Genomic DNA, 22,648 nt, shown 5'->3' on the forward strand with positions numbered 1-22,648 from the left:
CTTAACCTCGCGACTCTTCAACACTGGCGGCCAGAATCGACAACACCAGTTGCTGGAAATCCAGACCGGCAGCCTTGGCCGCCATCGGCACCAGGCTGTGATCAGTCATGCCCGGGGCAGTGTTGACCTCAAGCAGCCAGAATTGCCCTTCGGCATCCTGCATCACGTCCAGACGGCCCCACCCGGCAATACCAATCGCCTCACAGGCCTTGGCCGTCAGGTCCATCAGTTCTTTTTCCTTGGCTTCATCAAGACCGCACGGCACCCGGTACTGAGTGTCGTTGGCCACGTACTTGGCGTCGTAGTCGTAGAACGTATGCGGAGTGCCCAGCGCAATCGGTGGCAACACCTGATCACGCAGGGTGGCGATGGTGAACTCGGGACCAGTGATCCATTGCTCTACCAATACTTGCGAGTCGTACTTACTGGCCTCGGCCCACGCGCTGATCAATTCATCAACGTTGTTCACTTTGGCCATACCGATACTTGAACCTTCATGGGCCGGTTTGACGATCAAAGGGAAGCTCAGTTCCTTCGCCGCGCAAATACAATCAGCCTCAGTGGCCAGAACGGCGTGACGCGGGGTCGGAATACCCAGGCTGTGCCACACCTGTTTGGTGCGCAGCTTGTCCATGGCCAACGCCGACGCGAGGATGCCGCTGCCGGTGTAAGGAATGCCCAGGCACTCCAGCAGACCTTGCATGCTGCCGTCTTCGCCGCCACGGCCGTGAAGAATGATAAAGGCGCGGTCGATTTTTTCTTGCGTGATGCGTGAGATGAAATCGTCGCCTACATCAATGCCGAACGCATCGACGCCCGCACTTTGTAGCGCTGCAAGCACGGCATTGCCCGAATTGAGCGACACCTCGCGCTCGGCGCTTTTGCCGCCGAACAGCACCGCCACACGACCGAAGTCGGCGGGGGCAATGGTCGAGAACAGGTTGGCGTAGGCAGCAGTCATTTCAACTTCCCTTCAGTGGCTGCAACAACAGCACCGGCAAACAGCGGACTTTTAATAAGTTGCGGTGCCAAGCGACCAATATCGCCCGCGCCTTGGCAAAGCAGGATGTCGCCAGCACGCAGCAGCGGCTTGACGATCGGTGCCAGCTCAACACCGCGCTCGATGTAGATTGGGTCCAACTGACCCCGTTGACGGATGCTGTGGCACAGCTGACGACTGTCAGCCCCCGGAATAGGCTCTTCACCGGCCGGGTACACTTCCATCAAGAGCAACACGTTGGCGTCGGCCAGCACCTGCACAAAATCGTCATACAGGTCACGGGTGCGACTGAAACGGTGCGGCTGGTACACCATGACCAGACGGCGCTCCGGCCAGCCACCGCGTACAGCCTTGATCACAGCAGCCACTTCGGTCGGGTGATGACCGTAGTCGTCCACCAGCATCACACTGCCACCTTCAACGGGCAGTTCGCCGTAAACCTGGAAGCGTCGGCCCACCCCTTCAAAGCGCGACAGCCCCTGAACGATGGCCTCATCGCTGATGCCTTCATCCGAAGCGATGCAGATGGTGGCCAATGCGTTCAATACGTTGTGGTTGCCCGGCATATTGACCGACACATCCAGAGGTTCACGGTCAGGGCGCAGAACGGTAAAGAAGGTTTGCATGCCTTGCTGGCGAACATTGATCGCCCGCACGTCAGCTTCTTCGCTGAAGCCGTACGTGACAGTCGGGCGCTTGACCAGCGGCAGAATTTCACGCACGACCGGGTCATCGATACACACCACGGCCAAACCGTAGAACGGCAGGTTATGCAGGAACTCAACGAAGGTTTTTTTCAGCTTGTTGAAGTCGCCTTCGTAGGTCGCCATGTGGTCAGCGTCGATATTGGTCACGACGGCAACCAGCGGCTGCAAGTGCAAAAAGCTGGCATCGCTTTCGTCAGCTTCGGCAATCAGATAACGACTGGTACCCAACTGAGCATTGGTCCCTGCTGCATTCAGCCGGCCACCGATTACAAAAGTCGGGTCCAGACCACCAGCCGCAAACACGGACGCCAACAGACTGGTGGTGGTGGTTTTGCCATGCGTACCGGCAACGGCAATACCGTGACGATAACGCATCAACTCAGCCAACATCTCGGCCCGAGGCACCACTGGAATACGACGTTCCAGCGCATTTGCGACTTCAGGGTTAGACGTATTGACCGCGCTCGACACCACCAGCACGTCGGCATGGGCAGCGTTTTCAGCGAGATGGCCGATGAAAATCTTCGCGCCGAACGACTCAAGGCGTTCAGTCACAGGGGATGCATTCAGGTCGGAACCCGATACTTGATAACCCAGGTTAAGCAATACCTCGGCGATACCGCACATGCCCACACCACCGATACCGACAAAGTGAATATGGCGGATGCGGCGCATTTCCGGCTGCGGAATAGCTTTCTGATTCTCAACCATTGGCCACCTCCAGGCAGATATCGACAACATTGCGAGTTGCATCAGGTTTGGCCAGGCGGCGAGCATGGGTCGCCATGCTGTTCAGTCGTTCCGGTTGCATCAATACCTCTGTCAGGCGTTCAGCCAGTTCGGCTGCGCCAGTTGTCGCTTGTGGCATCAGGAAGGCAGCACCTTCGCGGGCCAAAAAGTCGGCATTGCGGCTCTGATGGTCGTCAATCGCATGGGGCAATGGCACCAACAGCGAAGGCAGACCGGCCGCAGCCAGTTCACTGACAGTCAGCGCGCCTGCGCGACAAACCACCAGGTCGGCCCAGCCATAGGCATGGGCCATGTCTTTGATAAACGGCTGAACGTCAGCCTCAACGCCAACCGCTTGATAACGCTCGGTCGTTATTTGATCGTGTTGCTTGCCCGCCTGATGAAACACCTCAGGACGCACCTCGGCCGGTACATGGGCCAGTGCCTCAGGCAACAGTTTGTTCAACGGCTCGGCGCCCAGACTACCGCCCAGCACCAACAGCCTCGCCTTGCGCCCTTCAAGGGCAGCACGTGGCGCCAACGTGAACAACTCGGCACGCACCGGGTTGCCAGTGGTGCGCAATTTGTCCATCGCTGCAAAGGTTTGCGGGAAGGCTTCACACACACGGCTCGCCATCGGTACCAACAAACGGTTGGCCGTTCCGGCGACCGCGTTCTGCTCGTGAATGATCACGGGCACACCGCAGGTTTTCGCCGCCAGGCCGCCTGGGCCTGTGACGTAGCCCCCAAAGCCCAGCACGCAAACGGGCTGAAGTTCACGCATGATCTTGCGCGCCTGAAACAAGGCCTTGAGCAGCACAAACGGTGCTTTGAGCAGCGACAGTTTGCTTTTGCCCCGCAGGCCCGCCACGTTAATCAGGTGCAGTTTGAAGCCCGCGGGCTCAACCAGTTCGTTCTCGATACCACGCGGCGTGCCCAGCCAATGCACGGTATAGCCACGCGCCTGGAATTCACGTGCGCACGCCAGCGCCGGGAATACGTGCCCGCCAGTGCCGCCCGCCATGATCAGCACATTAGCGCCCATGGGTCGGCTCCTCTGCGAAATCGCTTTCTTTGAAATCGGCTTCTTCACTGCCTAAATGGGTACGACTTTCCCACTCAATACGCAGCAACAAGCCCATGCACACACAGCAAATCACCAACGAGCTGCCGCCATAACTGAGAAATGGCAAGGTCAGACCTTTGGTTGGCAGCAGGCCGACGTTCACCCCGATATTGATCAGGAACTGGCCGATCCACAGAAAGGACAGGCCATACGCCATATAGGCGGCGAAGTATTGCTTGGCACGTTCAGCCCACAGGCCGATGTACATGCCACGCACACACACAAATACAAAGAGCGCCACGGTCAGCAACGAACCGACCACACCCAGCTCTTCAGCCAGCACCGAAAATACAAAGTCGGTGTGCGCTTCAGGCAGGTAGAACTGCTTCTGTACGCTATTGCCCAGACCTACACCGAACCACTCGCCACGGCCAAATGCGATCAAGGCCTGAGTCAGCTGGTACCCGGAACCGAACTGGTCGGACCATGGGTCAGTAAAGGTAATCAAGCGCGCCATCCGGTAAGGCTGGGCCTGTACCAGTACGAATACCGCACCGACCGCGAGCGCCACCATCAGGGCAAAACGGAACAAACCGACGCCGCCCAAAAACAGCATGGCGGCCGCAGCGCCCATCATTACAACCGTTGCACCAAAGTCCGGCTCCATCAGCAACAGGCCAGCCATCGGCAGCAACACGATGAACGGCTTGAAGAACCCCATCCAGCTTTCGCGAACTTCTTTTTGCTGACGCACCAGATAACCGGCGAGGTAGATCACCACGAACACCTTGGCGATTTCCGAAGGTTGCACGTTGAAGAAGCTGAAACCGATCCAGCGCATTGAGCCGTTAACCTCACGGCCAATACCCGGCAGCAACACCATCACCAGCAAGCCAAACGCACCGAGCAGCAACATCCAGCCCATACGTTGCCAGGTCGCAATTGGCACCATCATGGTCAGCACACAAGCGCCCAGACCGAGCACGATATAAAACAGGTGGCGGATCATGTGGTACAGCGTGTTGCCTGACTGCAAAGCGGCCACTTCGGACGATGCCGAAGTAATCATCACCAAGCCCAGACCAAGCAACGCCAGGCAACCGGCGAGCAACGGGAAGTCGAGGTCGATGCCACGACCTGTGATCAAGGGTGATGGATAAGGTTTGATAATGCCGAAGATCATGCCAAGGCCTCCACTGCGCGAGCGAACAGCTGGCCGCGCTCTTCGTAGTTCTTGAACATGTCAAAGCTGGCACAGGCCGGAGACAGCAATACGGCGTCGCCCGGTTGTGCCAACTCGCGGCTTTGCGCAATGGCGTCATCCAGCGAAGCTGCCCGTACTTGCGGCACTTCCTCGCCCAAGGCTGCAGCGATCAAATCCGCATCACGGCCAATCAACACCACGGCGCGACAATGCTTGGCCACGGAGTCACGCAGGCCGCTGAAGTCAGCGCCCTTGCCATCACCGCCAGCGATCAGCACCAGCTTGCCGTCCATGTCGGCACCCAGACCGTCGATCGCGGCCAGTGCAGCGCCCACGTTGGTGGCTTTGGAATCGTTGTAGTAGCTCACGCCATCGAGTTCGCGCACCCATTGGCAGCGGTGCTCAAGCCCGGTGAAGCTGCGCAGGCTGCTCAACATGGCATCGAACGGCAAGCCTACGGCATGCCCCAGCGCCAGAGCGGCCAACGCATTGGCCTGATTATGAGCGCCACGCACTTTCAGCTCGCGCACCGGCATCAGGTTTTGAAATTCAAAGGCGAGGTATTTTTCGCCGTTTTCTTCACGCAGGCCAAACGCCTTGAAGTCAGGCGCGCTCAGACCAAAGGTCCAGCACGGAAGACCTTCACCCATCAGCGGACGGGTCAAGGCATCCTGGCGATTGACCACAACCTGTTTGGCACCGCGGAAAATCCGGTGCTTGGCCAGATGGTAAGCCGGCAGACCGCTGTAACGGTCCATGTGGTCTTCGCTGACATTCAGCACGGTAGCCACTTCGGCGCCCAGTTGGTTGGTGGTTTCCAGCTGAAAGCTCGACAGCTCCATCACGTACAGCTCGACGTCATCGTTGAGCAGATCAAGTGCCGGTGTACCGAGGTTGCCGCCGACCGCCACACGCTTACCGGCAGCCGCCGCCATTTCGCCAACCAGCGTGGTCACGGTGCTCTTGGCGTTGGAACCACTGATTGCCACGATGGGCGCTTTCGCGTTACGCGCGAACAGATCGATGTCACCCGACAGCTTTACCCCGCGGGCAGCAGCCGCTTGCAGCGCAGGTGTCGCCAAGGCCAGGCCGGGGCTCACGTAGAGCTCATCGGCACGGCACAGGAAATCGACATCCAGTTCGCCACAACGCACTTCCACTTGCGGGTAGTCACGGCGCAACGTGGCCAGCTCCGGTGGTGTTTCCCGCGTATCAGCCACAGCAAACGACACGCCCTGCTGCGCTAGAAAGCGCACCAGAGACATGCCGCTCTTGCCGAGGCCGACGACAATGCGGAAGTGGTCAGAAGCAATCAGAGACACAGGTTCTACCTCAGCTTCAGAGTGGCAAGGCCAATCAGCACAAGAATCACGGTGATAATCCAGAAACGGACAATCACTCGCGGCTCAGGCCAGCCCTTGAGTTCAAAGTGGTGATGAATCGGTGCCATGCGAAACACCCGCTTGCCGGTCAACTTGAAGGACGCGACTTGTATCACCACCGACAGGGTTTCCATCACGAACACTCCGCCCATGATGAACAGCACGATTTCCTGACGCACGATCACGGCAATGGTGCCCAGCGCAGCACCCAGTGCCAGCGCGCCAACGTCGCCCATGAAGACTTGTGCCGGGTAGGTGTTGAACCACAGAAAACCAAGGCCGGCACCAATCAGCGCACCACAGAAGACAATCAGTTCGCCTGCGCCCGGCACGTATGGAATGAGCAGATAATCAGCGAATTTCACGTTACCCGACAGGTAGCAGAAGATGCCCAAGGCACCGCCCACCATTACCGTTGGCATGATCGCCAGGCCGTCGAGGCCATCAGTCAGGTTGACGGCGTTGCTCGACCCCACGATCACGAAGTAGGTCAGCACCACAAAACCAATGCCCAGCGGAATGCTGGCATCTTTAAGGATCGGCAGAATAAGGGTGGTTTCAACAGCGCTAGGGGCTGTGGCGTATAGAAAGATCGCTGCACCCAGACCGAAAACCGACTGCCAGAAATACTTCCAGCGGCTCGGGAGGCCGCGGGAGTTTTTCTCGATCACTTTGCGATAATCGTCTACCCAACCAATGGCACCGAACAGCAGGGTCACAATCATCACGACCCAGACATAGCGGTTGCTCAGATCAGCCCACAACAAGGTGCTGACTGTGATCGCCGACAGGATAAGCGCACCCCCCATGGTGGGCGTGCCGGACTTGGACAAGTGCGACTGCGGGCCGTCATTACGAACCGACTGGCCAATCTGGCGGTTTTGCAGGGTGCGGATCATCCACGGCCCTAGGCACAACGACAAGGTCAACGCGGTCAACACTCCAAGAATCCCGCGCAAGGACAAGTACTGGAAGACCGCGAAGCCTTTATAGAACTGTTGCAGATACTCCGCTAGCAGCAGCAGCATTAGTGTTTCTCCCCGCTGGAACCGCACAAAGCCGCAACGACGTTTTCCATCGCTGCACTGCGCGAGCCCTTGATCAAAATAGTGGTGTTGGTTTGGTGCTCAGCGCGAAGCGCCATGATCAGGTCAGCCTGATTGGCGAAATGACGAGCCTGTGGTCCAAATTCAGAGACGGCATGAGCCATCATCGGTCCCACCGCATAGAGCGCTGAAACCTTGTCGGCGGCATAAGCGCCTACTTCACGATGTCCTTGCTCCGCCCACTCACCCAGCTCGCCAATATCTCCGAGCACCAGGACGGTGCGACCGGAAAAGGCGGCGAGTATATCAATGGCGGCGCACATTGAGGTGGGGTTTGCGTTGTAAGTGTCATCAATAATTCGCAAGCCAGCAGCGGTCAATTGTGCCACCGCACGTCCTTTGACCGGTTGTACCGCTTCAAGGCCGGTTCTGATGCCAAACAGCGATACGCCCAACGCATGGGCGGCAGCCGCAGCGGCCAATGCATTGGCCACGTTATGAGTGCCCAGCAGGTTAAGTTGAACCTGCTCGACACCCGTCGGGCTGTACAGCTTGAAACCTGGGCAGCCCCGTGCATCACGGGTCAAATCGCTCGCATGGAAATCGGCTTTAGAGTTGCTCAATGCAAAGGTGAGTACCGTGCGGCCTGCCGCCCGGTTCTTCCAGATATCAAAAGCCTTGTCATCCAGATTCAGAACGGCGACGCCAGCGGCGCCCAGCCCTTCAATGATCTCGCCTTTGGCTTCAACGATTTTATCCGGCCCGCCGAATTCGCCGACATGAGCTGTCCCCGCATTGTTAAGCACAGCAACATGTGGTCGGGTCATGGCGACGGTGTAGGCAATTTCCCCAAGACGCGACGCACCCAACTCAATCACGGCAGCAGTATGCTCGTGAGTCAGTTCAAGCAGCGTGAGCGGTACGCCCAGATCGTTATTCAAATTCCCTTTGGTCGCCAGCACCGGCCCGCGAGTACGCAGGATGCAGGCCAGCATTTCTTTGACCGTGGTTTTACCGCTGGAGCCAGTAATCGCTGCAACAGACTTGTCATAACCGGCGCGATTAAGCGCGCCCAGTTGACCCAGTGCTGCGCGGGTATCTTTGACCACCAGCTGCGGCAACGTCGACTCAGGCACTTCTCGCTCAACCAATGCCGCAACAGCGCCCTTGGCGGCGACTTCATTCAGATAGTTGTGGCCGTCGAAACGCGGGCCGGTCAGTGCGATAAACAGCTGGCCTTTGGTAATGGCCCGACTGTCGATGCTGACGCCGTTGAAGTAGCTATCCGCTGCGACTAAACGCCCGCCAAGGGCGTCGGCTACTTCGCTCAACAACAGAGGCTTAAGCATGCGCGGCCTCCCAAGCATCGAGCGCCTTTTGAGCTTCGACCAGATCAGAGAAGTCGTGGCGTACGCCGTTAATTTCCTGATAGTCCTCATGACCTTTGCCGGCCAACACAATCACATCTTCGGCGCGAGCGTTGCTAATAATGCGGGCAATGGCCTCGCCGCGACCGGCGACAAAAGTGACGTTACCGGGGGCAGCAAAGCCCGCTCGAATATCATCAAATATTTGAGCGGGTGCTTCTGTGCGCGGATTGTCATCGGTAACCAACACGCCGTCAGCCAAGCGTTCTACCACCTCGGCCATTAATGGGCGCTTGCCGCGATCACGATCGCCACCGCACCCGAACAGGCACAACAACTGACCTTTGGCGTGGGGACGCATGGCCAGCAGCACTTTTTCCAGTGCATCCGGGGTATGGGCGTAGTCGACCACCACCAGCGGTTTATTACCGCCACCCAATCGCTGCATACGCCCCACCGGGCCTTCGAGCTTGGGCAGTATTTTAAGAATATCGTCCAGCGGGTATTCGAGCCCCAGCAAGGCACCTACCGCTGCCAGTACGTTGCTCAGATTGAAGCGCCCCAACAAGGCGCTGCGCAGGTGATGCTCACCTTGCGGGGTCACCAGCGTGGCACGTACGCCCTCGTCATCGAAGGTCGCTTCGCGGCAATACAAGTAGGCACTGCTGTCTTCAAGGCTGTAGCTGATCAGGCGCGAGTCGTGCTTTTCAGCAGCCAGTTGGCGACCAAAGTCATCGTCCAGATTCAGTACGCGGCAACGCAGATCAGCCCACGCGAACAGTTTGGCCTTGGCGGCGGCGTAGGCCTCCATAGTGCCGTGGTAATCCAGATGATCGCGGGACAGGTTGGTCAACACCGCCACATCGAACGCCAGCGCACTGACGCGACCTTGGTCGAGCCCGTGGGAAGAGACTTCCATCGCAACCGCTTTGGCCCCGGCCTTTTTCAAATCGGCCAGCATGGCTTGCACGCTAATCGGATCGGGCGTGGTATGGCGACCACTGTGCAGCGCGCCATAAAAGCCGGTGCCCAGAGTCCCGACGATGCCGCAGTGCTGACCGAGCAAATCCAGGGCTTGCGCAACCAGTTGGGTCACGCTGGTTTTGCCGTTGGTGCCGGTCACACCGACCAGATCCAGATGATGGCTCGGCTCACCGTAGAAACGCCCGGCAATGTCCGACAACTGCGCGGCCAACCCCTTGACCGGAATCAACGGAACGGCGGTGATCGGCAATACATCGGCACCGTCCACTTCATAAGCCACAGCGGCCGCGCCACGTTTTAGCGCGTCGCCAATATGCTCGCGCCCATCAAGCTTGCCACCAGGCACCGCGAGAAATAAATCTCCGGCGCGCACGTTGCGGCTATCGAGTGTCAGCTCACGAATCAACAGATCGTGGCCAGCATGAGGGAAAATCTTGTTCAGGCTCAGGGACATTAGCCGCGCCCTCCTTTGGCTGTGGCAGCAGCGGCTGCAGCTTGTTGCTCGGCGGCTGTAGGCAGGTTGTCGGGGGTCACGTTCATCAGGCGCAGTGTCCCCGACATGACTTTGCTGAAGACCGGGGCCGAGACCAGGCCACCGAAGTAACCGGCCTTGCTCGGTTCATCAATCACGACAACGATCGCGTAACGCGGATCGCTCATCGGACCAAACCCGGCAAACAGGGAACGATAAGAGTTCACCGCGTAGCCTTTAACGCCGCCCGAGGACGTTTTACGTGCAGTACCCGACTTGCCGCCGACATGGTAAGCCGGCACCTTGGCACGCCAGACACCCCGTGGGTTTTCAATCACTTCCTGCAACATGCCCTGAAGGGTTTTGGCCACTTTTTCAGGCATGACTTGCGCGGCCTCTGCAGGCTTGTCCTTGTCTGCTTTAAGCAAGGTCAGTGGCGCCAGCTTGCCGTTGTTGGCCAATGCCGAGAAAGCGTGCACCAACTGGATAGCCGTTACCGAAACGCCATAGCCATAAGACAGGGTCGCGGTTTCAGCCTTGCGCCACTCGCGGTAGTTCGGCAGATTGCCAACGCGCTCACCGGGGAAACCCAAGCCGGTGTCTTGACCCAGACCCATTTTTGCCATCTGCCTGAAGATCGCTTCACCACCAATATCGAAGGCGACTTTACTCATGCCGACGTTACTGGAGTTGATCAGGATGCCGGTCAGGTCGAGAACCGGCCCTTCGGTGCGCGATACGTCACGAATGGTGTACTTGCCCAATTGCAACGTCCCTGGATACACCTCGACTTTATCCGTCGGTTTCCAGCGGCCGGTTTCCAGCGCAGCACTCATCGAAATAGGTTTAACGGTCGAACCGGGCTCAAACACGTCGATCATGGCGCGGTTGCGCATCATCGCCGGCTGCAGGTTACGGCGGTTGTTCGGGTTGTAAGTCGGCTGATTGACCATGGCCAGAATCTCGCCGGTCTTCACATCCATGATGACCAGGCTGCCCGCCTTAGCACCGTTCTCGACCAGCGCATTGCGCAGTTCGCGGTTAGCCAGATATTGCAGGCGCAGGTCAATGGACAACGCCAAGGTCTTCCCTGCCTTGGCGTTTTTGGTCACCTGAACGTCTTTGATCAAGCGCCCTCGTCGGTCCTTGATCACTTGTCGTTTACCCGGAACACCGGCCAGCCACTCGTCATAAGCCAGCTCGACGCCCTCACGACCTTTATCGTCGATATCGGTAAAGCCAACCATATGCGCGGTGACTTCACCGGCCGGATAGAAACGCCGAAACTCCTCGATGCCATAAACGCCCGGCACTTTGAGGTCGAGCACAACTTGGCCCTGCTCCGGCGTCAGCCCCCGCACCAGATAGATGAACTCTTTGTTGGCTTGTTGCTCAAGACGCGCCGTCAAAACTTTGGGGTCTTGCCCCAACGCGTGCGCCAATGCTGGCCAGCGGTCTTTGGCCGCTTGCATTTCTTTGGCGTTGGCCCACAACGTGGTCACGGGCGTGCTCACCGCCAAAGGCTCGCCATTGCGGTCAGTAATCAGACCACGATGCGCGGGAATCGGGATGTGACGCATGCTGCGAGCATCGCCCTGTCCTTTAAGGAAGTCATGGTCGATGACCTGCAAGTAGACAATTTGGCAGGCAATAGCCCCTACCAGCAGTGCCAGCAATGCCAGCACTACGCGAAAACGCCACGGGTAGAGTGCGCCTTCGAGTTTAATCATGGCGCCACCATCCGCACTTCCGCTGCGCCCGGAATGTGCATTTTCAGTTGTTCGCTGGCCAATGTTTCGATGCGGCTATGGGCTGTCCAGGTACTTTGTTCAAGGATCAGGCGTCCCCACTCGGCTTGCGCTTTGTCGCGCACGCTCAGTTCTCCGTACAGGGTGTTGAGCAACTGCCGGTTCCAGTGAGCACTGTAAGAAACGCCTACGGCCGAGACGAGCACGCCAATAAATAGCAGCAACATGAAAAAGCTTCCGCCGGGAAGTGGCTTGGCGAAGAGCTTGTTCAACGAAGCTTCTCCGCGACGCGCATAACAGCGCTGCGCGAACGCGGATTGGCCTTGAGCTCTGCTTCAGAAGCCGTTTGTGCCTTGCCGTGGATCTTGATTTTGGGAACAAAGGCAACGTGCTGTACGGGCAAGCCGCGCGGCAAATTATCGGGCTCGCCTTTGACCAGTTTGCGCATGAACAGCTTAACGATGCGGTCTTCAAGAGAATGGAAGCTGATCACAACCAGACGGCCGCCAACTTCGAGCGCCTCCAGCGCTGCTTCGAGGCCAGCCTCCAGATCGCCCAGTTCGTTGTTGACGTGAATACGCAGCCCTTGAAAAGTTCGGGTTGCCGGGTGTTTGCCCTTCTCCCAGGCCGGATTGGCCACTTTTAGCACTTCAGCAAGATCACCCGTGCGCTCGAACGGTTTGATTTCGCGGCGCTCAACGACTGCGCGAGCCATGCGGCCCGAGAAACGCTCTTCGCCATACTCTTTGAATACGCGAGTGATTTCTTCATGGGAAGCCGTGTTCACAAACTCGGCGGCGCTGATCCCTTGACTCGGGTCCATACGCATATCCAAAGGGCCGTCATTCATAAAGCTGAAGCCGCGCTCAGGATCGTCAAGCTGCGGCGAAGACACGCCAAGATCAAGCAGTACACCGCTCACCTTACCCGCCAAACCGCGCGCAGCGACCTCGGAGCCCATCTCGGCAAAACTGCGTTGCACAATGACAAAGCGGCCGTCTTCGGCCGCTAGCGCTTGCCCGGTGGCAATCGCTTGTGGATCTTTATCAAACCCGAGGAGACGCCCCTGCGGGCCAAGCTTCTGGAGTATCAAGCGGCTATGTCCGCCGCGACCGAAGGTGCCATCCAGATAGCATCCATCAGGACGTACGGCGAGAGCCTCTACGGCTTCGTCGAGCAGTACGGTGATGTGGTTGAAGTCGCTATCTATAGTCACAGAATTAAATCACGCAGTTCTTCAGGCATGGCGCCCGGTTGTTGAATGGCTGCAAGGTCAGCGGCAGAAACAGCTTCCCAGGCATCCTCGTCCCACAGTTGAAACTTGTTCAGCTGGCCCACCAACATCGCGCGTTTATCCAACTTGGCATATTCACGCAACCGCGGTGGCACCAAAAAACGACCGCTGCCATCGAGCTCTAGGTCGACGGCGTTACCAATCAAAAGGCGCTGCAAACGACGGTTTTCTTCACGTAACGAAGGCAACGCACGAAGCTTGGTTTCAATCAATTCCCACTCATCGAGCGGGTAAACGCACAAGCAAGGATCGACCGCATCGATGGTCACGATCAGTTGCCCGGAACTTCTCGAAATCAGCTCGTCACGGTACCGGCTCGGCATTGCGAGACGACCCTTGGCATCGAGACTGATTGCGTTAGCTCCACGAAACACGAGCGTCACTCCAATTCTTATCGTTTTACGTCTGAAAAACCCACTTTATGCCACTTTTCGCCACTTGCGCACACTATAGGAATGCGCCCACCACACCGTCAAGGAGATGCCCATAGGAAAATCCTTACAGAACGGAGTTTTAACGGGGTAAATAGACGTACAGCATTTAGCGAAGGGATTTTTTGACAACCGATACACAGCAAACTCGGGGCTCTAACCTTCAAACTTAAAGCAGTTTGTTAAGAGTAAGAACTTTTTGGCATTACATAGCCGAGTTTGCTTGCGAATGTTTCGAAGGGATATGACTCGATATTACAATCAGCGATCTGCTTGCGATGCAAACAGAGAGAAAAAGGTGGAGAGTCGATCTGTAAGCCGGGTTCTGTCGTGAACAGTCATTCGTCTACGATGGCCATCACTGGACATCTTTAGCAACCTACCCGGTCCCAGCGCGGGCCACGCCTTGGGACCCTATTTGGTCTTGCTCCAAGTGGGGTTTACCTAGCCACGAACTGTTGCCAGTCGTGCGGTGCGCTCTTACCGCACCTTTTCACCCTTACCGGCACCGAAGTGCTTAGGCGGTTATTTTCTGTGGCACTTTCCGTAGGCTCACGCCTCCCAGGCATTACCTGGCACTTCGCCCTATGGAGCCCGGACTTTCCTCCCCCCCCTAATTTTCATAGAGGGCAGCGACTGTCCAATCGACTCTCCGGCGCAAAGGTTAACTGTACAGAGCGTATAGAACAAGCGCTAAAGCCACTTAGCCACTACATTCATATGTCGCAAAACCTTTTGCCGGCAGAATAAGAAGCCAAAAAATATCAAAGCGCCACTACTCAGCCGCACTTAATCGGCTTTTTGTTTTTCCAGCGCCACTTGATACAACACGTTTTTGCGTTCGCCCGTGATTTCCGCGGCTAGGGCTGCTGCACGCTTGAGTGGCATTTCCTTGAGAAGCAGATCAAGAATTCGCATCGCTTCACTGCTGACCACTTCACCTGTTTCAGGTGCAGTCCAGCCCGCCACCAGCACTACGCACTCCCCGCGCTGCTGATTGCTGTCGCCTTCTACGAAAGCACGCAGCTCAGCCAACGGCAAACCTTTAAGCGTCTCGAACGTTTTGGTCAGCTCGCGGGCCAGCAACGCTGGGCGCTCAGAGCCGAAGACCAGTTCAAGATCTTGCAGGCACTCCAGAATACGGTGAGGCGCTTCATAGAAAATCAGCGTGCGCGGCTCTTCTTTCAACAATTCCAGCCGCGAACGACGCCCTACGGCCTTGGCCGGCAAAAAGCCCTCGAAGATAAAACGGTCTGAAGGCAGACCTGCCGCAGACAACGCTGCAATCAGGGCACACGCGCCCGGCACCGGCACCACCTTGACGCCTGCCGCCCGTGCCTGACGCACCAAGTGGTAACCGGGATCAGAAATCAGTGGCGTTCCCGCATCGGAGATCAGGGCTACGTCTTCCCCGGCCAGCAACCGCTGAATGAACCGACTGCCTTCTTCACGCTCGTTATGTTCGTGGCAAGCGCCCAACGGCGTGGAAATACCGAAATGCTGCATTAAACGCAGGGAGTGACGCGTGTCTTCGGCCGCAATCAACGACACCTCGCGCAACACTTTGAGCGCACGCGCACTGATGTCGTCCAGGTTACCGATGGGCGTGGCCACCACATAAAGCGAGCCGACAACGGAATTCATTGCACCTGGAGCAGTCAAAACGCACACCTCATGAGAGTTAAAGGCGCCATTGTAACGCGTAGACCCCTCTTGAAAGCACCCTTCAGAATGGCCGTTAACCGCTGAACCCGAAAACTTCAGCGGCCACAGGTCGTATATGTGATCTAAATTTAAGCTTTAACGAACCTAACATCGCGCCCCGGCCAGCGCTTGGGTACACTTCCCCCCTCATTTGATCGAGTATCAGGAACACTACATGACCGTCTGCCTGCGGCTGTTCACTGCCCTCTGCCTTGCTGCCTTGTTGGCGGCTTGCGCCAGCTCGCCCTCGTCCAGCCTTGGCGAACTCCCACGGACCCCGGATGCCAGCCTTGAACAGCTGCTGCAACAGGCGTCTGCCAGCAAGGATCCGCAAAAGGCTGCGCTGCTGCGCCTGTCTGCGGCCGACCTCGCCATGCGCCAGCAAAACAATGAGCGCGCCGCCCAGATCCTGGCTCAAGTACCAGTGGATCAACTAAAACCCGCCCAGCAGGTTTTTGCCAGCACGCTGGCCGCTGAGCTGGCCATGAACCGCAACGACCCTAAAGCTGCGCTGACCGCTCTGAGCCACCCGAGCATCGCGCGAATTGACGAGATGCCAGCTGATCTGCAAGTGCGCACACACACGGTTCATGCCCGCGCACTCGAAGCCGATGACCAAACGCTCGCTGCTGCGCGTGAACGCGTGGCCATGAGCGCAAATCTGACGGGCGATGCTGCCAACAGCAACAATGACGCTATCTGGGCGCTGGTTGCCGCGTTGCCGGTTGAGCAATTACAGGCTCAAGGCAATGACGTGCTAGGCGGCTGGGCATCATTGGCGCTGGCCGTGAAGCGTGCCGGCACCGTGCAGGAGCAACAAACTGCCATTGACCAATGGCGTGCTCAGAACCCTGCTCACCCTGCTGCTATCCAACTGCCGACCCCCTTGGTCAAACTCAAGGAGCTGGCCAGCCAGCCACTGACCAAAATTGGGCTGCTGCTGCCACAAGAAGGCCAATTGGCTTCGGTCAGCAAAGCGCTACGTGACGGCTTCGTGGCCGCTCATTACCAGGCTCAACAGGCCGGTCAAAACCCGCCGAGCATCCAGTTTTATGACAGCTCACGCCTGACTTCGCTGGACGATTTTTATCGCCAGGCCCAAGCCGACGGCGTGCAACTGGTCGTCGGCCCACTGGAAAAAACACTGGTCAAGCAACTCAATGCTCGCTCGCAATTGCCCATTACCACACTGGCTCTGAACTACAGCGAAGGTACCCAAGGCCCGGCTCAGCTGTTTCAGTTCGGCCTGGCCGCTGAAGACGAAGCCCGCGAAGTGGCTCGTCGCGCACGTGCCGATGGCTTGACCCGCGCTGGCGCCATGGTGCCTAAAGGCGAATGGGGCGAGCGCGTGCTTAACGCCTTCCGTCAGGAATGGATTGCCCACGGCGGCAGCGTTGTAGGTATTGAATACATCGATCAACCCGTTGCATTGGCACAGCAAGTCGGCGATTTAGTTCAGCAACGCAAAAACTCGAACGAGCCCATGCAGTTCCTGTTTTTGGCGGCCACTCCTCAGCAAGCCCAGCAGATCAAGCCGACCCTGAACTATCAATATGCCAGCGACCTGCCTGTGTATGCCACGTCCCACGTTTTCAGCGCGAGTGGCAATCAGGACCAGTACAACGACATGAACGGCGTACGTTTTTGTGAAACGCCTTGGCTGCTTGAACCTGGCAATCCACTGCGCCAGCAAGTCGCCGCGCAGTGGCCTCAAGCATCTGGCAGCCTGGGACGCCTTTATGCAATGGGCGTTGACGCTTACATACTGACCTCGCGCCTGGGCCAACTCAAGGCACTGCCTGATAGCCGGATTGACGGCTTGTCCGGCAGCCTCGGCATGAGCCCGACCCAGCACGTTGAGCGCCAGTTGCCATGGGCCGAGTTCGTTAATGGCCAAGTCCAACGCCTGCCCGACACCCCGAACTGATGCCTGAGCGCTCCAGCCAAAACACAGGCAAAGATGCCGAGCGCCTGGCGCTGCGGCATCTTGAGCAACATGGCTTGCGGTTGCTGGCGCAAAACTGGCTGTGCAAACGCGGCGAGCTGGATCTGGTCATGCTTGACGGCGATACAGTAGTATTCGTCGAAGTTCGTTACCGGCAACACGCACAATGGGGTGGCGCACTGGCCAGTATTGACACACGCAAGCGCCAAAAACTGATTCTTGCCGCCCAGTACTTCTTGCAACGCGAGGCACGCTGGGCCAATCACCCATGTCGATTCGATGTAGTCGCCATGGACAGCGCCACACCTCACTTGAACTGGCTACGGAACGCCTTTGACAGCTAATGCGCTATCAGGCCTATCCAGCACCCTTTTTAAAACGATTATTGCTTTGCTTTGCGGGCTGCACATTCTTGTGCCGGGAAGTCACTCAGGAACACCTGAATCACGCCCGACCAGCCGCCCTACTTAAGGTCACATAGATGGACATGCAATCCCGGATCCGCCAGCTTTTTCAAGCCAGCATCGACACCAAGCAGCAAGCGATGGAAGTGCTTGCCCCCCACATTGAGCTCGCCAGCCAAGTGATGGTCAACGCACTGCTCAATGAAGGCAAAATGTTGTCGTGCGGCAATGGCGGGTCCGCCGGCGACGCCCAACACTTCTCATCCGAGCTGCTCAACCGTTTCGAACGCGAGCGCCCGAGCCTGCCGGCCATTGCCCTGACCACTGACAGCTCGACGATCACCTCGATCGCCAATGACTACAGCTTTAACGAGGTGTTCTCCAAACAGATTCGCGCCCTCGGCCAGCCTGGCGACGTCCTGCTGGCCATTTCCACCAGCGGTAACTCGGCCAATATCATTCAGGCAATCCAGGCGGCCCATGACCGAGAAATGATCGTGGTTGCCATGACCGGCCGAGACGGCGGCGGCATGGCCTCACTACTGCTACCCGAGGACGTGGAAATTCGCGTCCCGTCCCTGGTCACTGCACGCATCCAAGAAGTCCATCTGCTGGCGATCCACTGTTTGTGTGATCTGATCGACAGCCAATTGTTCGGGAGTGAAGAATGACTTTCAATCGCCTTGGCCTCGTCGCCCTGACCCTGTGTCTGGGCCTGACCGCAGGCTGCAGCTCGGTACTGACCGCCACCCGCGACACACCGATCGAAGATGATCGTGGTACGCGTACTTTCGGCAGCAAAATCGACGATTCCCTGATCGAAACCAAAGTGGCCGTGAATGTGGCCAAAGCCAACCCTGATCTGGACACCGCGTCCCATATCGTTGTTACCAGCTACAACGGCATCGTATTGCTGGCTGGACAAACACCGCGCGCAGAACTCAAAGCCCAGGCTGAACAGGCCGCTGCTGCCGTTCAACGCGTAAAGAAGGTCAACAACGAACTGCAAGTGATGGCACCGTCATCCCTTCTGGCACGTAACAATGACGCGTGGCTGACCACCAAAATCAAAACCCAGATGCTGACCGACAGTGAAATCCCGGGCTCGCGGATCAAAATTGTCACCGAGAACGGCATCGTCTACATGCTGGGCCTTGTCACCAAACAAGAAGCCACTCGCGCCACCAATCTGGTGCAAGGCGTGTCTGGCGTGCAAAAAATCGTAAAGCTGTTTGAGTACATCGACTGACCTGAACGTCAGGCATAAAAAAGGCGACCCTCAAGGTCGCCTTTTTTATTACTTGACCACTTTCAGGCTTGGCCGACCCGAAGGTCTCGGCGGCTCAGTACCTGGTGGCGGCCCATCATCATGCGGCTCAACCTCATCATCACCACTCAGGTGCTCTTCAAGGTCAAACACCATCCCCTCGCCGTTCTCACGAGCGTAAATGCCCATGATGGCCGGGATAGGAACGTACAGCGTATGCGGCACACCACCGAAACGCCCTTCAAAGCTTACTGCTTCGTTGTCCATGTGCAAATCGCGCACGGCGGTTGGCGAAACATTCAGGACAATCTGCCCGTCACTGGCGAAACCCGCAGGCACTTGCACCTCCGGGTAGTCAGAGTTAACCAGCATGTGCGGCGTGCAATCGTTATCAACGATCCACTCATAGAGCGCACGCACCAGGTAAGGTCTGCTTGAATTCATCGAGGGCTCCTAAGCCTTAGCGCATGTCGCGTTCGACACCAGACAAACTAGCCTGGAAAGCCTCACGCGCAAACTGGCGCTCCATATAGTCGAGCAGCGGCTTGGCTGGCCGCGGCAATTCAATACCCAAAACAGGCAGGCGCCAGAGTATCGGCAATAGACAGCAGTCGACCAGACTTTGCTCATCACTGAGGAAAAAAGGTTTGTCGGCAAATAATGCAGAAACGCCTGTCAGGCTTTCGCGCAACTCTTTACGGGCCTGCACCCGTGCCGGCTCTTTGGTCTTGGCGTCGAGAATCAGGTCCACCAGTACACACCAGTCACGCTGGATACGGTGGATCAGCAGACGACTGTTGGCACGCGCTACCGGATACACCGGCAACAACGGCGGATGCGGATAACGCTCATCCAGATATTCCATGACTACAGTCGACTCCCACAACGCCAGGTCACGATCGACCAACGTTGGCAGGCTGCCGTAAGGGTTCACTTCGATCAGCTTCGGCGGTTGACGACCCGCCTCCACACTGATGATCTCGGCGCTGACGCCTTTCTCTGCGAGCACAATGCGCACCCGGTGAGAATAGTGGTCTGCTGGGTCGGAGTAACAGGCCAACCGATTGGTCACGCCCATGGCGGTCCTCCTCGCTTGTAGAAATTATCAGGAGCGGAAAAACGAACACGCCCAAGGAACGTCTCCGATAACTGCAAAATCCGGAGGGGCAAGGTATTCACCTTGCCCCTCACACATCTTGCCGGGTTACCTTTAAGAGACACCTCGGGCGCACACGATTAACAGCATTGCGTGTAAATCTTTTAGTGCACATCTTTCCAGTATTCGCGCTTGAGCAGGTAAGCGAATACGAACAGGAAGGCCAGATAGAGCAGAACGTAGGTCCCGATGCGCTGATGCTCCAGCTTTACCGGGTTGGCCGAGTAGGCCAGGAAGGTCACAAGGTTCTTGATCTTCTCATCGAACTGCTCTTCAGTCAGCGCGCCGGTTTTAGGCAACACTGTCAGCTGGTCGCACGCTTCATGTGTCAAAGGCGTGCCAGTGAGCGGATCATACTGCTTCTTGCCATCTTCTACGATCTGTACTTGCTTGCAGCCGATAACCTGACGACCTTGCAACGGCGCCAGAACGTTAGGCATGCCCACATTTGGGAAGACTTTGTTGTTCACTCCCCATGGGCGTGACGGATCTTCATAGAACGCACGCAGGTAGCTGTACAACCAATCCGTGCCGCGCACACGCGCCACCAGCGTGAGGTCGGGAGGGGCGGCACCAAACCAGGCCTTGGCATCCTCAGGCTGCATACCAATGTTCATATGGTCACCAATCTTGGCTCCCGTAAACACCAGATTGTCGAGCATGACGTCATGGGGGATTCCCAAGTCATCGGCCACCCGCTCATAGCGCTGGAACTTGGCACTGTGACAACCCATGCAGTAGTTGGCGAACGTACGCGCGCCATCCTGCAAGGCTGCCTTGTCAGACACATCAATGTCGACCTTGTCGAGTTGCACACCTTGTTCAGAGGCAAAGGAGACTACCGGCAAGGCCACGAGCATCAATACAGCCAATAGCTTTTTCATCAGCCAGTCACCCTTTGCGGAACAGGTTTGGTCTTCTCAAGCCGGGTGTAGAACGGCATCAGAATGAAGTAGGCGAAGTACAGGAACGTACACACCTGCGACAGCAGCGTGCGGCCCGGAGTCGGAGCCATGACACCCAGCACACCGAGAATCACGAACGAGATGCAAAATACCCACAACCAGATTTTGCTCAGCCAGCCTTTGTAGCGCATCGATTTAACCGGGCTACGGTCAAGCCAGGGCAACACGAACAACAGCGCAATTGCAGCGCCCATGGCGATCACGCCAAACAGCTTGTCCGGGATTGCCCGCAAGATCGCGTAGAACGGTGTGAAGTACCAGACAGGGGCAATATGCTCAGGTGTCTTGAAGGCATTAGCCTGTTCAAAGTTTGGTTTTTCAAGGAAATAGCCACCCATTTCCGGGAAGAAGAACACGATCGAGCAAAAGATAAACAGGAATACCACCACGCCGACAATGTCTTTGACGGTGTAATAGGGATGGAAAGGAATGCCATCCAGCGGGATACCGTTTTCGTCTTTGAGCTTTTTGATGTCCACGCCATCCGGGTTGTTGGACCCGACTTCGTGCAAGGCCAGGATATGCAGCACCACCAATCCCAAAATCACGATCGGCAAGGCCACCACGTGCAAGGCAAAGAAACGGTTCAGAGTGATACCGGAGATCAGGTAATCGCCACGAATCCACTGCGTAAGATCGTTGCCGATGACCGGAATGGCGCCGAACAGCGAGATGATCACCTGCGCGCCCCAGTAGGACATTTGCCCCCAAGGCAGCAAATAGCCCATAAAAGCTTCCGCCATCAGGGCCAGGTAAATCATCATGCCGAATAACCACACCAGCTCTCGCGGCTTCTGATAGGAGCCATAGAGCAAGCCCCGAAACATATGCAGATACACCACGATAAAGAACGCTGACGCGCCTGTGGAGTGCAGGTAGCGCAGGATGGAGCCGTACTCAACATCACGCATGATGTATTCGACAGAAGCAAAAGCCTCTTCTGCTGACGGCGTATAACTCATCGTCAGCCACACACCCGTTACCAGCTGGTTTACCAGAACCAGTAAAGCGAGGGAGCCGAAGAAGTAGAGGAAATTGAAGTTTTTGGGGGCGTAATATTTACTGAGATGGTCTTCCCACATTTTCGTTGCGGGGAAGCGAGCGTCAATCCAATCCATGAATTTGCTCATTACGCGTTCTCCCCTTCAAGACCAACGACAATGACGTTATCGCTGCCATCTACATAGTAGTAAGGCGGAACTGGCAGGTTCAATGGAGCAGGCTGCGACTTGTAAACACGACCGGCCAGATCATAGTGGGAACCATGACAGGGGCAAAAATACCCTCCGACCCAATCTTTACCTAAGTCAGCAGGCGCAACTTCTGGACGAAACGTCGGCGAACAGCCCAGATGCGTACAAATTCCGATCACCACCAGCACTTGCGGCTTAATGGATCGCCATTCATTCGTTGAGTTTTCAGGCTGATCAGACTGCTTGGACTCAGGATCAGCAAGCTGGCCCTCAATCTTTTTCAGATTTGCCAGAATCTCCTCTGTGCGGCGAACAATAAATACCGGCTGACCCCGCCACTCAGCAATCATCTGCTGGCCCGGCTCAATCTTTGCGATATTCACTCTCACCGGTGCGCCTGCGGCTTTCGCCTTGGCACTGGGAAACCATGACCCTACGAACGGAACCGCCGCCCCCACCGCTCCAGCAGCACCCACCACGGATGTGGCTGCCACGAGGAAGCGACGCCGGCCGACATTGACGCCGTCATTGCTCATCAGTCCTCTCCCATCAGCTTTTTAGCCTGTAAAACCAGGCTTCTTTTA

The 22,648-nt window shown here is 57.1% G+C and carries 22 protein-coding genes and 1 other RNA gene; 4 read left to right on the top strand and 19 right to left on the bottom strand.

Annotation, left to right across the window (positions count from 1 at the left end):
* Position 1 precedes the first annotated feature (1 nt).
* From EQV93_RS01825 to rsmI, 14 genes are all read right to left on the bottom strand, one after another.
* Complete coding sequence (locus EQV93_RS01825; protein WP_122785720.1) at positions 2-961, bottom strand: D-alanine--D-alanine ligase; 960 nt, start codon at positions 959-961, stop codon at positions 2-4.
* Complete coding sequence (gene murC / locus EQV93_RS01830; protein ID WP_122785721.1) at positions 958-2,418, bottom strand: UDP-N-acetylmuramate--L-alanine ligase; 1,461 nt, start codon at positions 2,416-2,418, stop codon at positions 958-960. The genes EQV93_RS01825 and murC overlap by 4 nt, the downstream gene beginning before the upstream one ends.
* Positions 2,411-3,481 carry an undecaprenyldiphospho-muramoylpentapeptide beta-N-acetylglucosaminyltransferase gene (gene murG, locus EQV93_RS01835; protein WP_240890783.1) on the bottom strand — a complete coding sequence of 357 codons (1,071 nt, stop codon included), beginning with the start codon at positions 3,479-3,481 and terminating at the stop codon, positions 2,411-2,413. The genes murC and murG overlap by 8 nt, the downstream gene beginning before the upstream one ends.
* Entirely contained in the window at positions 3,471-4,685 is a 1,215-nt protein-coding gene (ftsW, locus tag EQV93_RS01840) for a putative lipid II flippase FtsW (RefSeq protein ID WP_146384221.1), read from the bottom strand. The genes murG and ftsW overlap by 11 nt, the downstream gene beginning before the upstream one ends.
* The gene (gene murD, locus EQV93_RS01845) at positions 4,682-6,028 is read right to left on the bottom strand and encodes a UDP-N-acetylmuramoyl-L-alanine--D-glutamate ligase (protein ID WP_122785724.1); all 1,347 of its coding nucleotides are present in this window, start codon (positions 6,026-6,028) and stop codon (positions 4,682-4,684) included. The genes ftsW and murD overlap by 4 nt, the downstream gene beginning before the upstream one ends.
* A 5-nt stretch (positions 6,029-6,033) precedes the next feature.
* Complete coding sequence (gene mraY, locus EQV93_RS01850) at positions 6,034-7,116, bottom strand: phospho-N-acetylmuramoyl-pentapeptide-transferase (protein ID WP_122785725.1); 1,083 nt, start codon at positions 7,114-7,116, stop codon at positions 6,034-6,036.
* Complete coding sequence (locus EQV93_RS01855; RefSeq protein ID WP_240890784.1) at positions 7,116-8,483, bottom strand: UDP-N-acetylmuramoyl-tripeptide--D-alanyl-D-alanine ligase; 1,368 nt, start codon at positions 8,481-8,483, stop codon at positions 7,116-7,118. The genes mraY and EQV93_RS01855 overlap by 1 nt, the downstream gene beginning before the upstream one ends.
* Positions 8,476-9,939 (bottom strand): UDP-N-acetylmuramoyl-L-alanyl-D-glutamate--2,6-diaminopimelate ligase, encoded by a 1,464-nt coding sequence (locus tag EQV93_RS01860; protein WP_240890785.1) that lies wholly within the window; start codon positions 9,937-9,939, stop codon positions 8,476-8,478. Before EQV93_RS01860 ends, EQV93_RS01855 begins: the two co-directional genes overlap by 8 nt.
* Positions 9,939-11,687 carry a peptidoglycan D,D-transpeptidase FtsI family protein gene (locus tag EQV93_RS01865; RefSeq protein WP_146384228.1) on the bottom strand — a complete coding sequence of 583 codons (1,749 nt, stop codon included), beginning with the start codon at positions 11,685-11,687 and terminating at the stop codon, positions 9,939-9,941. The genes EQV93_RS01860 and EQV93_RS01865 overlap by 1 nt, the downstream gene beginning before the upstream one ends.
* Positions 11,684-11,977 (bottom strand): cell division protein FtsL, encoded by a 294-nt coding sequence (gene ftsL, locus EQV93_RS01870; RefSeq protein WP_122785729.1) that lies wholly within the window; start codon positions 11,975-11,977, stop codon positions 11,684-11,686. Before ftsL ends, EQV93_RS01865 begins: the two co-directional genes overlap by 4 nt.
* On the bottom strand, positions 11,974-12,921 hold the full coding sequence (gene rsmH / locus EQV93_RS01875) for a 16S rRNA (cytosine(1402)-N(4))-methyltransferase RsmH (protein WP_167654229.1): 948 nt from the start codon (positions 12,919-12,921) through the stop codon (positions 11,974-11,976). The genes ftsL and rsmH overlap by 4 nt, the downstream gene beginning before the upstream one ends.
* Positions 12,918-13,373, bottom strand: a complete 456-nt coding sequence (gene mraZ, locus EQV93_RS01880) for a division/cell wall cluster transcriptional repressor MraZ (protein ID WP_048359172.1) — start codon at positions 13,371-13,373, stop codon at positions 12,918-12,920. The genes rsmH and mraZ overlap by 4 nt, the downstream gene beginning before the upstream one ends.
* 355 nt (positions 13,374-13,728) lie before the next feature.
* Positions 13,729-14,082, bottom strand: an RNA gene (gene rnpB, locus EQV93_RS01885) — RNase P RNA component class A.
* Positions 14,083-14,219: 137 nt separating this feature from the next.
* Positions 14,220-15,074: a 16S rRNA (cytidine(1402)-2'-O)-methyltransferase gene (rsmI, locus tag EQV93_RS01890; RefSeq protein ID WP_240890786.1), complete on the bottom strand. Its 855-nt coding sequence runs from the start codon at positions 15,072-15,074 to the stop codon at positions 14,220-14,222.
* Positions 15,075-15,309: 235 nt separating this feature from the next.
* Here rsmI and EQV93_RS01895 point away from each other — a divergent pair, with 235 nt between their 5' ends.
* The 4 genes from EQV93_RS01895 (at position 15,310) to EQV93_RS01910 (ending at position 18,732) form a co-directional block, all read left to right on the top strand.
* Positions 15,310-17,061, top strand: coding sequence for a penicillin-binding protein activator (locus EQV93_RS01895; protein WP_146384230.1), 1,752 nt, complete (start codon positions 15,310-15,312; stop codon positions 17,059-17,061).
* On the top strand, positions 17,061-17,423 hold the full coding sequence (locus EQV93_RS01900; RefSeq protein ID WP_146425596.1) for a YraN family protein: 363 nt from the start codon (positions 17,061-17,063) through the stop codon (positions 17,421-17,423). Before EQV93_RS01895 ends, EQV93_RS01900 begins: the two co-directional genes overlap by 1 nt.
* A 137-nt stretch (positions 17,424-17,560) precedes the next feature.
* Positions 17,561-18,154, top strand: coding sequence for a phosphoheptose isomerase (locus tag EQV93_RS01905; RefSeq protein ID WP_122785733.1), 594 nt, complete (start codon positions 17,561-17,563; stop codon positions 18,152-18,154).
* Positions 18,151-18,732 (top strand): BON domain-containing protein, encoded by a 582-nt coding sequence (locus EQV93_RS01910; RefSeq protein WP_122785734.1) that lies wholly within the window; start codon positions 18,151-18,153, stop codon positions 18,730-18,732. Before EQV93_RS01905 ends, EQV93_RS01910 begins: the two co-directional genes overlap by 4 nt.
* Before the next feature lie 48 nt (positions 18,733-18,780).
* Here EQV93_RS01910 and EQV93_RS01915 read toward each other — a convergent pair whose 3' ends face one another.
* The 5 genes from EQV93_RS01915 to petA form a co-directional block, all read right to left on the bottom strand.
* Positions 18,781-19,194, bottom strand: a complete 414-nt coding sequence (locus EQV93_RS01915) for a ClpXP protease specificity-enhancing factor (RefSeq protein ID WP_122785735.1) — start codon at positions 19,192-19,194, stop codon at positions 18,781-18,783.
* A 16-nt stretch (positions 19,195-19,210) separates the two neighbouring features.
* A complete protein-coding gene (locus EQV93_RS01920; protein WP_146425592.1) occupies positions 19,211-19,828 on the bottom strand; it encodes a glutathione S-transferase N-terminal domain-containing protein in 618 nt (205 codons plus the stop codon).
* A 182-nt stretch (positions 19,829-20,010) separates the two neighbouring features.
* Positions 20,011-20,790 carry a cytochrome c1 gene (locus EQV93_RS01925; protein ID WP_240890787.1) on the bottom strand — a complete coding sequence of 260 codons (780 nt, stop codon included), beginning with the start codon at positions 20,788-20,790 and terminating at the stop codon, positions 20,011-20,013.
* Complete coding sequence (locus tag EQV93_RS01930) at positions 20,790-22,001, bottom strand: cytochrome b (protein ID WP_122785738.1); 1,212 nt, start codon at positions 21,999-22,001, stop codon at positions 20,790-20,792. Before EQV93_RS01930 ends, EQV93_RS01925 begins: the two co-directional genes overlap by 1 nt.
* A complete protein-coding gene (gene petA / locus EQV93_RS01935; RefSeq protein ID WP_122785739.1) occupies positions 22,001-22,600 on the bottom strand; it encodes a ubiquinol-cytochrome c reductase iron-sulfur subunit in 600 nt (199 codons plus the stop codon). Before petA ends, EQV93_RS01930 begins: the two co-directional genes overlap by 1 nt.
* Positions 22,601-22,648: the final 48 nt, after the last annotated feature.

It is taken from the genome of Pseudomonas sp. TMW22091 (genome assembly GCF_022496705.1).
GTDB lineage: Bacteria > Pseudomonadota > Gammaproteobacteria > Pseudomonadales > Pseudomonadaceae > Aquipseudomonas > Aquipseudomonas saxonica.